The following is a 14,826-nucleotide window of genomic DNA, read 5'->3' on the forward strand; positions in this document are numbered from 1 at the left end:
CGGGGCCACAGCCGCCGGGCGGTGGACCCTGAAATGGGCGCTCATTTAGCCACAGACCCGCCCCGCACTCAAGCGCGCGAGTCTGTGCGCCCGGGGCCTCAGGACTCCCCCTGGCGGGGATCGAACAGCTTGCCCCGGGCCACCTCGCGGTAGCGCATGGGGCTCACCCCGTGGTGGCGCCGGAACAGCCGGGCGAAGTAGCTCACATCCTGCAGGCCCAGTTGCCAGCTGATTTCGGCGATGCTCAGGTTGCTGCGGCGCAGGAGGTCGCGGGCGGTGGTCAGGCGCAGGCTGTTGAGGTACTGCTGGGGGCTGTAGCCGGTGGCGTTGCGAAAACGGCGTCCCAGGGTGCGCGGACTCACGTCGAGTTGCTGCGCCAGACTCTCCAGGTTGACCCCGCTGGCCAGATGCTCCTGCAGGTACTGCTGGGCTTGCAGCACGGTTTCATCGTGGTGACTGCTGCGGGGGCCGTCCTGGTAGGCCGCGGCCCGGAACGAACGGCGGATCTCTGGTGAAAACTGCTGTTCCACCGCTCTCGCCACCCGGGTGCCAAACCAGTCCTCGACGATGTGCACCATCAGGTCGGCGATGGAATTGACGCTGCCGACGCAGTAGATGTTGTCACTCTGGGTGATCAGGTGCCGGGTCTTGAGCTGCACCCGGGGGTAGCGCCGGGCGAAGCGCTTGAAATAGTTCCAGTGGGTGGTGGCGGGGCGCCCGTCCAGCAGCCCCGCCTCGGCCAGCAGGCAACTGGCGGTGCCCACGCTGCAGATGCGGGTGCCGCGGCTGGCGATAGTCGCCAACTGGTGCAACCAGGGCGCAGCGCTGTTCAGGGTGGGCTGGGGCGTGCGCCAGATGGCGGGCAGTATCAGCAGGTCCAGTTGCGACAGCGCGCGGAAGGGCAGGTCGGGGGTCAGCTGGATACCGCTGGCCAGGCGCAGGGGAGTCGTGTCGGGTCCGGTCAGCAGGAAGCGGGCCTGGGGCTGGCCCCGTTCGCTGACGCTGGCCATCTGGCTGGCGGCCTGCAGTATCTCCATCGGCAGGGTTACGCTGCTGGCGAGGGCATCGGGGTAGAGGGCGGCGGCGGCGGTGTACATTGACGGAAATGGCCGGAGGAAGCGGTGTGTCCAAAATAGCATAAAAAGTGACAAAAATACCCTGATGGCATTGGGGTGAGCGGCCGTACACTGGCCTTCTTCATGTCATAAAGAGGTGGTAGTGGTAATGAGTGCTCAGCGTTTGCCGGTGATTGTCGGATTTGGTGGTATCAACGGCGCGGGCAGGGCATCGAGCCACCATGCTTACCGGCGCCTGGTGCAGGGCAGCCTGCCGCAGGCCGAGCGTGACCAGACTTTCGCCGCCCTGGCCCGGTTGATGGGGCTGGAGGCCGTCGACGAGCAACATATCCTCGACCACACCCTGGTCCGGCGGGTGGAACTCAACCATTTCGACGTGGACCGGGTGCAGTGGAACCGGCGCTTCCCGACCCAGAGCAACGGCCAGCCGGTGACCTTCGATATCAAGCGCCAGTACCTGCCCGAGGTGATTCCCCCCGAGTGGGAGGTCACGCCCACCTCGGTCACCCACGCCAACGTCAAGATCCGCGGCCAGCAGGAGTTCCTGCTGCCCACCATCCGTGAATTCGAGGTGAAGGCGGCGGGCCAGCTGCCCACCGGCTTCGAGCCCGGCAAGCTGTACGCCTCCCGCAACCACCCCCGGGGGCTGCAGATGATGGTCTACGCGGCCTCCGATGCATTGGGCAGCCTGGGGCTCGACTGGGAACACATTGCCAGCAAGGTGCCGGTGGACCAGGTCAGCGTCTACGCCGGCAGCGCCATGGGCCAGCTCGACGGCGCCGGGGCCGGAGGGATGCTCAAGGCCCGCTACAACGGCCAGCGGGTCACCTCCAAGTTCTGCCCCCTGAGCCTGGCGGAAATGCCGGCGGATTTTGTCAACGCCTACGTCCTCGGCAGCCTCGGTTCAACCGGCGCTTCCCTCGGCGCCTGTGCGTCGTTCCTCTACAACCTGCGCCTGGGTATCAATGATATCCGCAGCGGCCGGGCCCGGGTCGCGTTCATCGGCTCCGCCGAGGCGCCGATCAACCCGGAAGTCATGGAAGGCTACGCCGCCATGGGCGCCCTGGCCACCGACAAGGGCTTGCGCGCGCTGGATGGACTGGATGACAGCCAGGCCCCCGATCACCGCCGGGCCTGCCGGCCCTTCGCCGATAACTGCGGCTTTACTATCGCCGAATCGGCACAAATGGTGGTGCTGTTCGACGACGCCCTGGCCCTGGAGACCGGGGCGACCATGTTCGGCGCCGCCCCCGATGTGTTCGTTAACGCCGACGGTTTCAAGAAGTCCATTTCCGGCCCCGGTGTGGGTAACTACCTCACCATGACCAAGGCCCTGGCCGGCATCCGCGCCATCATCGGTGAGCGCGCCGTGCGCAGCGGCGGCCTGGTGCAGGCCCACGGCACCGGTACCCCCCAGAACCGGGTGACCGAGTCGCGGATCCTGGAGGAGGTGGCCCGGGCCTTCGGTATCGAGCAGTGGCCGGTGGCGGCCATCAAGTGCTTCCTCGGTCACTCCCTGGGCTCCGCCTCCGGCGACCAGGTGACGGCCACCCTGGGCGTCTGGGCACACGGCCTGGTGCCGGGTATCACTACGGTGGAGGAGTTTGCCGAGGACGTTCACCGTGACCACCTGTCCCTGAGTACCAGCCACCAGGCGGTTGACCCCCAGGCCCTGCATTACACCCTGGTGAATTCCAAGGGCTTCGGTGGCAACAACGCCACCGCCTCGCTGCTGAGTCCCAACGTGACCCGGAAGCTGGTGCGCATGCGGGCCTCCGCTGCCGAATGGCAGGCCTGGGAAGCTGCTAACGAAGGGGTGCGCGAGCGCCAGGCGGCCTACGATGCGGCGATGATCGCCGGAGATATTGCGCCGACCTATCACTTCGATTACGGGGTATTGGGTGATGACGACGTAACCCTGGGCGCGAGTGATGTCCAGATTGGCCCGCACCGGGTGTCCCTGGAGACAGAGTCTCCCTTCGGTTCCCTGAATCCCGACGACTGATGCAATAGTGCTACGAAGAAGGGCGGCCATCTGGCCGCCCTTTTTGGTTAATCCCCGGCTGGAGGTCAGAAGTTGTAGGTTACCTCTGCGCCATAGACCTGGCCCTTCGCCGGCGGAGAGAACGTACCCCCCAGGGGAATCGGGCCCAGGGCCGCCGGCAACTGGGTGTCGCCACCGTGCTTCACTTCATCCAGCAGGTTGCGACCGTAGAGCGAGAGTACCCAGTGGCCGCTGTTGCTGTAGAAATCGAGGCCGGCATCGACAATGTCCTGCTCGAGAATATAACCCAGGTTGTTGTCGGTGTAGGCGGACTCGTCCCGGTGGGCATAGCTGAGTCGGGCCGAGGCATAGCCCCAGTTGCCAACCTGTATGTCATAGCTCAGGCCCACGTTGTACGTCAGCTCCGGTGCCCGCGGCAGATCGAGGTCCTTGTCCGCGCTGTCGACCACGCCGTCGCCATTGAGGTCGAAGATCACCTTGTCGTAGCTGGCATCCAGGTAGCCCAGGCCGGCGGTCAGCACCAGGTCATCGGTGATCGGGAAGGCGCCGTCGATCTCCAGGCCATAGATACTGGCATCGGCGGTGTTATCGATGATCTGCAGCACCCCGGAGGTTTCGCTGGGCAGGTTGACCTCGCGCTGCATGTCGCCGATGTCGGTATAGAACACGGCGGCATTCAGGCGGCCCCAGCTATGGGTCGACTTGTAGCCGAGTTCGTAGCTGTCCACCTGCTCCTCGTCGAAGGGGCCGGGCGGGAAGCTCGGATCCGTGTTGCGCAGGTTGTAGCCCCCGGAACGGAACGCCCGGCTCCAGTGACCGTAGACCTGGGCGCTGTCATCCAGCGCGTAGGTAAAGCCGATCTTCGGTGCCCAGGTATCCCAGGTGTTGTCGTCCTGGAAGTCGATGGGGCAGGCCGGGCCCTCGACGAAGTTACAGCGGGTATCGGAGGCGTACAGCGGGTTGGCGTAGGTCGGGACGCCATTGACGATGGTCCCCGGGATATCCAGCACGTTGGTATTGACCCCCAGTGAGGCGATCTCGGCGGACTTCTCTTCCGACGACCAGCGAATTCCGGCAGTCAGGGTCAGGCGATCGGTCAGGTCGTAGTCCACCGCAGCGAAGGCGCCCAGGGTTTCCACGTTATAGTAGCCGCCGCCGTCCTGGATCTGGTAGGCCACGCTGTCCGGCAAGGCGCCGCCGGTCAAGGCCGCGGTGAGGGCGCCGAGCAGGTTGCGGCGCTCGTGGTAGACCATGTCGTGGTCGAACCAGTACAGGCCGGTAGTCACATTGGCGTTGCCGAACTGGCCGTTATAGCGCAGTTCGAAACTGTTCTGCTCACTGTCGAGGTTGGCCGGGGCGTGAAACAGGGCGACGGGTTGAGCGTCAATATCCCCGAGGGAGCTGCTCTGGGCGTCGCGCCAGCCGTAGATGGCGGTGATGGTGCCGTCGCCAAGGCCCACGTCCATATTGAACTCGGCGCTCAGGAAATCGGATTCCACCAGGCCGTAGCCGGTCTCGTCGTAGTTGACGTCGAAGCTGTCGCGGTCACCGTTGAACGGTGTGCCGGGTACGCCGGAACCATTGGTGTGGGACTGGGCGACCGGGCCGTCGCCGTCGATGTCGCTGTATTCGTAGCGCACAATCAGCTCGGTGCTGTCAGTGGGTGTCCACAGGATGCTGGCCCGGGCCATCTGCTGCTCCACGGCGCCGGTGTCCTCGCCGGTGAACTGGTTTTCGAAGTAGCCCTCATCGTCGTTCCAGTAGCCGGTCAGGCGCACCGCCAGGGAGTCGGTGACCGGGCCGCCGATGGCGCCCATCAGGTAGCGGTTGAAGCCACCATCGCCACCCCCGTCAACCGCGGCACGTACCGTCGCGTCGAACTCTTCGGTGGGGCGCTTCCAGTTCATCAGGATGGCGCCGCCAGTCACGTTGCGCCCGAACAGGATGCCCTGGGGCCCGCGCAGGACCTCAACGCTTTCCAGGTCGAACACATCGAAGATAATGCCGTTGTTGACCCCCAGGTACACGCCGTTGACGAAGATGCCGACAGTCGGGTCAATCGAGGGGATCGAACTGTTCACCCCCAGCCCGCGAATCGAGAAATTGGCGGTACCGCGAGTGGTGCCCACGTCGTCGAGGGCCACGTTGGGCAGGCCCACCGACAGGTTGGTCAGGTCGCGCACTTTCAGAGCTTCGATCTGCTCTGAGCCAAAGGCGGAAATCGCCATGGGTACGTCCTGGGACAATTCCGCCCGCTTGCGCGCTGTCACCACGACTTCCTCCAGCATGACAGCTGAAGCTCCGCGGCGTTCTGGCTGGGCCTGCGTCGCCGCGCTGCTGGCTAGCGCAACCGCGCCGCCGAGCAGGATTGCCCCGGTCGATCGACCGAGCCCGGACAGGGCCGCCGACAGCGGGCGTAGACGGATTTCGAGTGTGTTGTTGTGCATGGTGCTTCTCCCTCTTTCTATTATCGTTTATTGCTATTATCGAACTGAAAGCTGCGAGAGGTTGGAGGCCGGGCATGCTCGCGGTCACTGCTGCCGCTGCGGCCGGTATCCTCCTTCCTGAGCCACTGCCGTACTCTGGAGCTGCGCCTGTCAACAGGGCTGCCAGGAGCGCGGTAGTGGTAGTCATCTGATCAAGTGTGCTGGTGGGGCCCTCCGTGTGACAACCTATCGTTTTCAAGTGTTTTATTTGTCTTCCCGATCCGCTACCCCCGCCACGAAGGGGGGGAGGCCAGCGGGGGCGATGTAACGCAAGGTTGCCATCGCCCCCGCCAGGTTCACGGCGAAATCAGAGGTTGTAGGTCACCTCGATGCCGTAACGGCGTCCCTTGGCCAGCGGTGAGAAGGTACCGCCCCAGGGGATCAGGCCACCGAGATCGTTGGGCAACTGGGTGTCGCCACCGTGCTTCACGGTGTCCAGCAGGTTGCGGCCGTAAAGCGAGAACACCCAGTGGCCACCCGCGGAGTAGAAGTCAAAGCCCAGGTCCAGGATATCCTGCTCGTCGATATAACCGAGGTTGTTATCCGTGTAGGCGGACTCGTCGCGGTAGGCGTAGTTGATTCGTGAACTCAGGTAGCCCATATCGCCGAAATCCAGGTCGTGGTTCAGGCCGATGGAGTAGGTCAGTTCCGCCGCCCTGGGGAGATCCAGGTCCTTGTCTGCCGAATCGATGACGCCGTCGCCGTTCAGGTCGAAGTTGACTTTGTCGTACTCGGCGTCCAGCCAGCCGACCGACGCCATGGCGATCAGGTTGTCGGTGAGGGCATAGGTACCGTCGACTTCCACGCCCAGCAGCGTGGCCTCCGCGGTGTTGCGGATCAGCTGCACTACGCCCACGCCCTGGCTCGGGAGGTTGATTTCCCGCTGCATGTCGTCGACCTGGTTGTAGAAGACGGCAGCGTTCAGCTTGCCGCGGCCAAATTCAGACTTGTAGCCCAGCTCGTAGCTGTCCACCTGCTCCTGGTCGAAAGGACCGGGGATGTCATCGGGGTTGACGGAGGTGTTACGCAGGTTGTAGCCACCGGAGCGGAAGCCGCGTGACCAGTGACCGTAGATGCGGGAGCTGTCGGTCATGTGGTAGGTGAAGCCCAGCTTGGGCGACACGCTGTCCCAGCTTTCCTCGTCCTCGAAGTCGTAGGGGCAGTCGTTGTTCAGCACCACGTTACACGGTGAGTTGACGTTGCGGATCAGGGAAACCACGTCGGCATCCTTGTCCTCTTTCGAGTAGTTGATGCCGGCGGTCAGGGTCCAGTCGCTCGACAGGTCGTAGTCGACCTGACCGAACACGGTCCAGGATTCCACATCGAGGGTGCCGCCGCCATCCGCCGTCAGGAACGGGGCCACGCCACCGGTGACGATGCCACCGAACTCGCGGCGCTCGTGGTAGGTGATGTCATTGGTGAAGTAAAAAGTGCCCACCGTGACGTTGGTATTGTTGCCAAACAGGCCGTTGTAGCGCAGCTCGTTACTGAACTGTTCGGTTTCCAGCCAGGAGGGCGCGTGGAACAGCCAAACGGGCTGGGCGTCGATGTCGCCAACGCTGTTGGCGTCGTAGGTGCGCCAGCCGAAAATGTTGGTCACGGTACCTTCGCCAAAATCCACGTCCCAGTCGAGCTGGGCCGTGAAGGCGTTGGTTTCGCTGTCCTGGGAACCCACCTCGTCGAGGGAGGCGCCGAATTCCTTGCGGTCAAAGCCCTGGAAGGCACAGGGTACGCCGGAACCGTTGGTGTGACACTGGCCGACCGGGCCGTCACCTTCGTTTTCGGAGTACTCGTAGCGCAGGGTGAGTTCGACACGATCTGTTGGCGTGATCACCACAACCGGGCGCACCATGGTCTGCTCGATCTTGCCGATGTCGTCGCCGTCAAATTTGTTTTCCAGGAAGCCCTGGTCGTCATTGTAGTAGGCGGTCAGACGCGCGCCCATCCAGCTGGTGACCGGGCCGCCCACGCTGCCCATCAGGTAACTGTTGAGGCCGCCTTCATCGCCCTGGTCCGCGGCGGCGCGCAGGCTCAGTTCGAATTCATCGCCGGGCTTTTTGGTGTTCAGCAGTACCGCGCCGCCGGTGACGTTGCGGCCGAACAGCGTGCCCTGTGGGCCGCGCAGGACCTCGATGCTGGCCAGGTCAAAGGTGTCGAACAGCACACCGTTGTTCATGCCCTGGTAGACGCCGTCAATGATGAGGCCGACGGTGGGGTCGATGCCGGGGATGGAACTGTTGATGCCGAGGCCGCGAATGGAGAAGTTGGCGGTGCCGCGGGTGGTGCCGACGTCGTCGAGGGCGACATTGGGCATACCGACCGAGAGGTTGGTCAGGTCGCGCACCTTGAGTGCTTCAATCTGGTCTGATCCGAACGCCGAAACGGCCAGAGGGACATCCTGGGATTCCTCCGCGCGCTTGCGGGCGGTGACGACCACCTCCTCCAGCAGTGCAGAAGTGGAACCCCTGCGGGCCTCTTCCTGGGCTTGTGCGGTGACGGCTGTCGAGGTGGCGACAGCACCGCCGAGCAGGGCTGCACCGGCCGACCAGCGCAAGCCGCTCAGGGCGGCAGCCAGTGGATTCTTGCGTGTATAACGGGTAGTTGTTTTCATGGGTGTAACTCCCTCTTTCATGTTGATGCTTATAGCTATTATCGAAATGAAAACCGCGAGGTTGGAGTTCAGGGGCGGTTGCGGCCATAGGTGTCGTGGCTGCTGACCCATTCCTCCGAAACCACTGCCGCGCCCAGTGATACTTCTCCACAGAGGACGGTAGCGGCAATAATTTCCGCCAGTTTGCGGGCCTTGCCTTCACCGTAACAACCCATCGATTCAAGGCATTCCCGCTGGGTTGCGAGTCCGGTGCCGCCGCCGTAAGTGGCGACGATCAGCGAGGGCAGTGTCACGGAATAGTAATAATCACCCTCGGGGGTAATTTCCGCATGCACCAGGCTGGCATGGGATTCTGCCACGTTGGCTTCGTCCTGTCCCGTGGCAATAAACACACTTGCAATTCCGTTAGCCGGGTGCACGCCGTTGTGCACCGCGCCAGCCATCAAACCACCGAGCTGCGATGTCATACGCGCCGCGTACATGGCCTCCGGGGTAGTACGCATGAGATCGCGCAGCAGATCTCGGGGCAGGGTGATTTCGGCGATGACGCGCTTGCCTCGGGTGTGCAGGGTATTGATCTGCGAGTGCTTCTTGTCGGTGTCCATGTTTCCCGACAAAAAGTAGCGGGTGATAGCGCCGGGATAGTTGTCGAGAATCCAGCGGCAGGCGGCAAAGGTGGCCTTGCCGCACATGTTCTGGCCGGCCGCATCTCCGGTGGTGTAATTGAAGCGCAGGTACAGCATGCGGCTGGCGGGATATTGTTCGATGTTGCGCAACCTGCCGCTGCGTGTCGTTGTCTCCGCGGCGGCTTTGATGGCGGGGAAGTTCTCTGCCACCCAGATGCCGAAGTCCCTGGCACCCCGCGCATCGGCAAAGGCAAACACCGGGGAGCGCTGCATGGCGTCGTCCACCACTGTGGTGGTGATACCGCCGGCCTCGCGGGTGAGGCGCATGCCGCGGCTGTAGCTGGCGACGAGCGTGCCCTCGGTGGTGGCCATGGGAACGTAAAAATCGCCCTCGGCGTGCTCGCCGTTGACGCGCACCGGGCCGGCAAAGCCCAGTGGCATCTGCACGATGCCGGTGAAATTTTCGATATTGCCGGGCAACACCGCCGGGTCGAAGGAGTACTGTCCTGTCTGCTCCAGGCTGGCACCGCTCTGCTCCTCGATGAACGCGCGGCGCGCGGCAGCAGCCTCACGGGTGTAGTCGTTGTCTTTGTCTCGGGGAATACGGGCACTGGTCATAAGCTGGTTCAATCTCCGTTATTATGGTGATCAAGTAGACATTGCAGCGGTGTCTAAGGTATACAAGCCCGGCATGTCGCGCATGACCCAATACGCCAACTTAATGACCGAAGATGCCACAGCCGCAATGTAGCCAGGATGTCGAACGCCAGCCCACTGTTTTGAGCAGTTGGATAAAGGTGTTGTTGCTGGCGCTACGCGATCATGGCTGCAATGCCGATCTGCTGCTGCAGGAGTCGGGCCTCGACCACGAGCAACTGGCCGATCCGGATGCCCGCCTGCCGCTGGCGGCCACCACCCGATTGTGGGATCTGAGTGTGCAGGCGCTGGAGGACGAGACGCTGGGCCTGTGGGTACCCTGCTATTCCAACCAGAACACCTTTCACGCGCTTGGCTACGCCTTCATGGCCAGTTCCACGCTGCTGGAGGCCCTGCAGCGAGTGGCCCGCTTCAACGCCATGGTGTCAGACGCCGCCCGGGTGGAACTGGATGTCGGGGAGAACAGCGTTGTCCTGTCCTGGGATTTGTGGACACCGGATCTCGGGCCTTCGCAGGAGGCCATGGAGGCCATCCTGTCGCTGATCCTGCGTTCGTCGCGCAAAATTCGCGGCAAGGACTTCGCCCCGCTCAAGGTCTCGTTGCTGCGCAAACGCTGCGCCGACGAAACACCGTTCCGGGAGTTTTTCCAGGCACCCATCGAGTTTGGCGCGGATCGCTACCGCATGGAATTCGACCGCGCCGAGCTGGAACAGCCTTTGGAATGGGGCAATGAAAGCCTGGCGCGCTCCAGCGACCGGGTGATCGAAGACTATCTCAAGCAGCTGGAGATGGGCAGTGTGGCCACCCGGCTGCGCAACCTGCTGGTGCGCGACCTGCCCGGCGGTGCCCTCGGTCACGAACACTACGCCCGGGAACTGGGAATGAGCGGCCGCAGCCTGCAGCGCAAACTCAGCGCCGAGGGCAGCTCCTTCAACCAGATACTCAACGAAACCCGCTGTGAACTGGCCTGTTCCTACCTCGGCCAGACACCGCGGCAGTCACTGACGGAAATCGCGTTCCTGCTGGGTTTTTCCGATACCAGCAGTTTCTCCCGCGCCTTTCATCGCTGGACTGGCGTCGCCCCCGGTGCCTATGCGCCCTGAGCCTGTCGCCACCCTGCGGGTACCCGGTGTCCCCGACGGGCTTTCCATGCGGGTTCACGGGCCCGAGGACCTCTGTATTTCCCGCCAGTTGCTGGAGACGGGTATCTGGGAGCCCTTTGAAACCAGCCTGGTACAGCGCTTTCTCGAGCCCGGGGATGTGTTTGTCGATGTGGGTGCCAATATCGGCTATTTCACGGTGTTGGCTGCGCTCTGCGTGGGGCCCGCGGGCCGGGTCTTTGCCGTGGAACCCGACCCTGCCAATCTCGCGCTGTTGCGGGAGAATCTGCAACGCAACGCCTGTGCCGACCGGGTTCAATTACAAGCGGCGGCCCTGGCTGCAGCCGATGGCGTTGCCAGGCTGCACCTCAGCGAGGATAACCTGGGCGATCACCAGATGTTCGACACGGGAGGCGGCCGGGCCAGTGTGGAGGTGCCCCTGCTGGATGGCGGGCGCTGGCTCGGCGGGCAGACCCGGCGCGTCGATATGCTCAAGGTGGACACCCAGGGCTACGAGTACGAGGTGATGTCGGGGCTGGTGCCCCTGCTGCGAACACTCCCGCGCATGCCGCGCATCCTGATCGAGCTCACACCGCTCTCCCTGCGCCAGGCCGGTAGCAGCGGACGCACCCTGGTGGAGCTGCTCGCCAGCCTGGGGCAGCCGCTGTGGATTGTCGATCACATCGAACACCGCCTGGTGGCCTGCTCAATGGAAGAGCTCGCCCGCTGGAGTGACAATGTGGATGCCTGCCCGGGAGACGCCGGTTTCATGAATCTTCTGGTGGGCGCCGCCTGAAAGAGCGCGGGTACCGGCTTTGCTGCTATCATGCGGTCCGTTTACTGTCCCAGGAACCCGGCGTCTACCACCTACCATGTCTGATCTACTGACCCTCTTACAGCAACGAAACTCCGCGCCACGCCTGACTGAACCCGGCCCGGCAGAGGAGGAACTGCGGGAGATGATCGCCGCCGGGACCCGCGCGCCGGACCACGCCTGGCTGCGGCCCTGGCGATTTATCAGTATTGCCGGAGAGCGCCGTGAGGCCTTTGGGGAGGTGCTTGAGCGCTGCCTGCTGGCCCGCAACCCCGAGGCCGATGCGGCCGCCCGCGACAAGGCGCGCAGCGCCCCGCTGCGCGCGCCCCTGCTGCTGGTGGTGGTGACCCGCCTGACCGAGCATCCCAAGGTGCCGGCGGTAGAGCAGCGGCAGTCGGCCGGTTGCGCCGCGCAGGGTATTCTGCTGGCCGCCGAAGCCCTGGGTTACGCCGGCATCTGGCGCACCGGTGATGCCGCCTTTGACCCGGCGGTGATGCAGGCCCTGGGATTGTCCGACAACGAAGAGATTACCGGATTCCTATACCTTGGCACCCGGGCGTCGGCCCCCAAGAGTTTGCCTGGCCTGAATCCACAGGACTTTCTGAGTCACTGGTAACCCCACCCAACTAGCGAGAGAGATAACCCTATGCTGCCCCAGTACGAAACCCTCAGCCTGAGCCTTGAGGACAAGGTCGCCACCGTATCCCTCAACCGCCCGGACCGTGCCAATGCCATGAACGGGCCGATGTGGCGCGAGCTGCAGGAATGTTTCGAGTGGCTGGATGCCGAGCCCGGGGTGAGGGTGGTCATCCTGACGGGCAACGGCAAGCATTTTTGTGCCGGCCTGGATCTCGGCATGTTCGGTGAAGTGCTCTCCGAACACAGCGACCCGGCTCGCCGGTCTGAGCAATTCCGGCGCACGGTGCTGCGCATGCAGGACAACCTCTCGGCGATTGAGAAGTGCAGCAAGCCGGTGCTGGCGGCGATACACAACACCTGCATCGGCGGGGCCGTGGATCTCACCTGTTGCTGTGACATGCGCTATGCCAGTACCGATGCACATTTCTCCATTCGCGAGATCGATATCGGCATGACCGCGGATGTGGGAACCCTGCAACGGCTACCGCACATCATTCCCCAGGGGGTGGCGCGCGAGCTGGCTTATACCGGGCGCACCATGGATGCAGCGGAGGCCTGCCAGATGGGTTTTGTAAACCGGGTGTTCGAGGACCGGGATGCGCTCTATGCTGGCGTACGCGAAATCGCCCTGACCATCGCTGCCAAAACGCCGCTGGCCATTCGCGGTACCAAGGAAATGCTGGTGTACGCCCGCGATCATTCTGTCGCAGATGGCCTCAACTATATCGCCACCTGGAACGCTGGCATGCTCAGCCAGGTCGACCTCACCGCGGGTATCACCGCCCAGGCGCAAAAAACCACCGCCGAGTACGAGGACTAGTTCCCTACCGACCAACGTACCAGGCGAGGATTTCCCATGGCATTTCTGGCCCGGCTCAATCGGCCGTGGATTCATTTTATTGTGCTCGGTCTGGCGCTGTTCGAGCTCCAGCGCTGGGCGTTCCCCGAACCCAAACCGGTGATAGGCCCGCTGGCGCCAGCGCGTGTGGATAGCCTGCGCCAGCAGTGGCTGGCCCTGGCCGGCAGCCCCCCGAGCGAAGAGCAGCTCCAGGGTATGGTGGCCCAGGAGCTCGACCGCGACATGCTGTTCCAGCGCGCCCTGGAACTGGAACTGCACCTGTACGACCAGGTGGTCTACCAGCGCCTGTTGCGCAACATGGCCTTCCTGCAGATGGGGGAGGGCAAGAGCGAACAGGAGATCTACCAGCAGGCCCTGGACATGCGCCTTCACCTGGGCGACGAGGTCATCAAGCGCCGCATGATTCAGGTGATGGAACAGTTGCTGCTGGCGGCGCGGCCACCCCTTCCCGTGAATGAGGTCGATATCGCCGCGGAGTTCGAGTCCCGGCGCGAAGAGCTGCGGCGGCCGCCGCGCTATTCCATTGAGCAGCTGTACTTCAACCGAGAGCGGGAAGACGAAGTACCTGCGGTGGTGGAGCGCATTCAGAGCGAGGGGCTCAGCGCGGAACAGGCCCGCAGTCTCAGCTCACCCTTTCTGCCGGGTTACGTCTTCCGCCAGCAAACGCCCGACCAGCTGGCACGTAATTTTGGCGCCGCTTTTGTCCTGAACCTGCAGGAGGCCATACCGCAGGCAGGGCAGTGGGTTGGCCCCCTGCGCTCGACGTACGGCCTGCACTACGTGTGGGTGGAGGCTATCGAACCCTCGCGCGACGCCACCCTGGAGGAGGTGCGGCAACAACTGGAACGGGACCTGCTCTCGCGCCGGCGCGCTACTGCCCTGGCGGATGCCATCGCCGATCTGCGCGAGGACTACGAGGTGCGTACGTCATGACCAGACTGACCCGACGTGGTGTGATCCTGGTGTTGCTGGCCTGGCTGGTGGGGCTGGCATTGCCTGCCCAGGCGCACCGCTTCGCCCCTTCATTGCTCAAGGTCACCGAAGTGGGCGACAACCAGTTCAACCTGGTGTGGAAAACCCCGCTGCAGGCAACCAGCCCGGTGCCCATGCGTCCGCGCTGGCCGGATGCCTGCGAAGTGATACAGGCCCCGCCTGCCCAGGTGGAGGGCACCGGGCGCGTGACGACCCTGCTGCTGGACTGCGGGGCGCTGGGGGAGGCCGGCCTGGTGGGCCAGCGCCTGGGGATAGACGGGCTCGGACCCAACCAGGCCTCTGCCATGGTCATGGTGGACCTGCAGGACGGCCGCCACTACCAGCAGGTGCTCACCGCCGAGAAAGCGGAATTTGTGGTGCCCGCCGAACCTGGCGCAGGGCAGGTCATGGGCGATTACACGGCGCTGGGTATCGAGCATATCTGGGGCGGCGTCGATCACCTGCTCTTCGTATTTGGCCTGATCTTGCTGGTGGGCGGCGGCAAGCGACTGCTGTGGACGATCACCGCATTCACCGTGGGGCACAGCGTGACCCTGTCCCTCGCTGCCCTTGGCTATATCAACTACCCGGTCGAACTGGTGGAGTTTGCCATTGCCGTCAGCATTTTTGTATTGGCGGTGGAGCTGACCCGGGGGGATGGCCTGGTGAAACGCTATCCCTGGTGGCTGGCGGGGGGCTTCGGCCTGTTGCACGGTATGGGCTTTGCCGGCGCCCTGGCCGCGACGGGCCTGCCCCAGGACAATGTGCCCCTGGCGCTGCTGTTCTTTAACGTGGGCATCGAGATCGGCCAGGTGGCGTTTATCTTGCTGGTGCTGGTGGTGTGGCTGTTTATTCGCCGCCCCCTCGGCAGGACGGCGCGGCGGCTGGCGCCGGTCCCGGTCTATTTGCTGGGCTGTCTCTCAGCCATGTGGTGTATTCAGCGGGGGCTGGAGGCCCTGGCGGCCTGAGGAGCCCCGCGGA

At 63.9% G+C, this 14,826-nt stretch carries 11 protein-coding genes; 7 read left to right on the plus strand and 4 right to left on the minus strand.

The window, feature by feature from the left end:
* Positions 1–98: 98 nt before the first annotated feature.
* Positions 99–1,097, minus strand: coding sequence for a GlxA family transcriptional regulator (locus tag FV139_RS12150; protein WP_148068731.1), 999 nt, complete (start codon positions 1,095–1,097; stop codon positions 99–101).
* Positions 1,098–1,224: 127 nt separating this feature from the next.
* Here FV139_RS12150 and FV139_RS12155 point away from each other — a divergent pair, with 127 nt between their 5' ends.
* A complete protein-coding gene (locus FV139_RS12155) occupies positions 1,225–3,081 on the plus strand; it encodes a beta-ketoacyl synthase (protein ID WP_148068732.1) in 1,857 nt (618 codons plus the stop codon).
* A 65-nt stretch (positions 3,082–3,146) separates the two neighbouring features.
* Here FV139_RS12155 and FV139_RS12160 read toward each other — a convergent pair whose 3' ends face one another.
* From FV139_RS12160 to FV139_RS12170, 3 genes are all read right to left on the minus strand, one after another.
* Positions 3,147–5,528, minus strand: coding sequence for a TonB-dependent receptor (locus FV139_RS12160; RefSeq protein WP_148068733.1), 2,382 nt, complete (start codon positions 5,526–5,528; stop codon positions 3,147–3,149).
* Positions 5,529–5,874: 346 nt separating this feature from the next.
* A complete protein-coding gene (locus tag FV139_RS12165; protein ID WP_187276510.1) occupies positions 5,875–8,178 on the minus strand; it encodes a TonB-dependent receptor in 2,304 nt (767 codons plus the stop codon).
* Between the two features lie 68 nt (positions 8,179–8,246).
* Positions 8,247–9,422, minus strand: coding sequence for a hydroxymethylglutaryl-CoA reductase (locus tag FV139_RS12170; protein WP_148068735.1), 1,176 nt, complete (start codon positions 9,420–9,422; stop codon positions 8,247–8,249).
* 113 nt (positions 9,423–9,535) lie between these two features.
* On the opposite strand from FV139_RS12170, the gene FV139_RS12175 reads away from it, so the two are divergent.
* The 6 genes from FV139_RS12175 to FV139_RS12200 all read left to right on the plus strand — a co-directional run bounded on the left by FV139_RS12175 (position 9,536) and on the right by FV139_RS12200 (position 14,813).
* Positions 9,536–10,564, plus strand: coding sequence for an AraC family transcriptional regulator (locus FV139_RS12175; protein WP_148068736.1), 1,029 nt, complete (start codon positions 9,536–9,538; stop codon positions 10,562–10,564).
* A complete protein-coding gene (locus FV139_RS12180; protein ID WP_148068737.1) occupies positions 10,554–11,357 on the plus strand; it encodes an FkbM family methyltransferase in 804 nt (267 codons plus the stop codon). Before FV139_RS12175 ends, FV139_RS12180 begins: the two co-directional genes overlap by 11 nt.
* 76 nt (positions 11,358–11,433) lie before the next feature.
* Positions 11,434–11,991, plus strand: coding sequence for a nitroreductase family protein (locus FV139_RS12185; RefSeq protein ID WP_148068738.1), 558 nt, complete (start codon positions 11,434–11,436; stop codon positions 11,989–11,991).
* 30 nt (positions 11,992–12,021) lie between these two features.
* Entirely contained in the window at positions 12,022–12,834 is an 813-nt protein-coding gene (locus tag FV139_RS12190) for a crotonase/enoyl-CoA hydratase family protein (protein WP_148068739.1), read from the plus strand.
* Positions 12,835–12,870: 36 nt separating this feature from the next.
* Positions 12,871–13,806: a peptidylprolyl isomerase gene (locus FV139_RS12195; protein WP_148068740.1), complete on the plus strand. Its 936-nt coding sequence runs from the start codon at positions 12,871–12,873 to the stop codon at positions 13,804–13,806.
* Complete coding sequence (locus FV139_RS12200) at positions 13,803–14,813, plus strand: HupE/UreJ family protein (RefSeq protein ID WP_148068741.1); 1,011 nt, start codon at positions 13,803–13,805, stop codon at positions 14,811–14,813. Before FV139_RS12195 ends, FV139_RS12200 begins: the two co-directional genes overlap by 4 nt.
* The last annotated feature ends 13 nt before the right edge of the window (positions 14,814–14,826 follow it).

The sequence above is a fragment of the Parahaliea maris genome (assembly GCF_008064665.1).
GTDB lineage: Bacteria > Pseudomonadota > Gammaproteobacteria > Pseudomonadales > Halieaceae > Parahaliea > Parahaliea maris.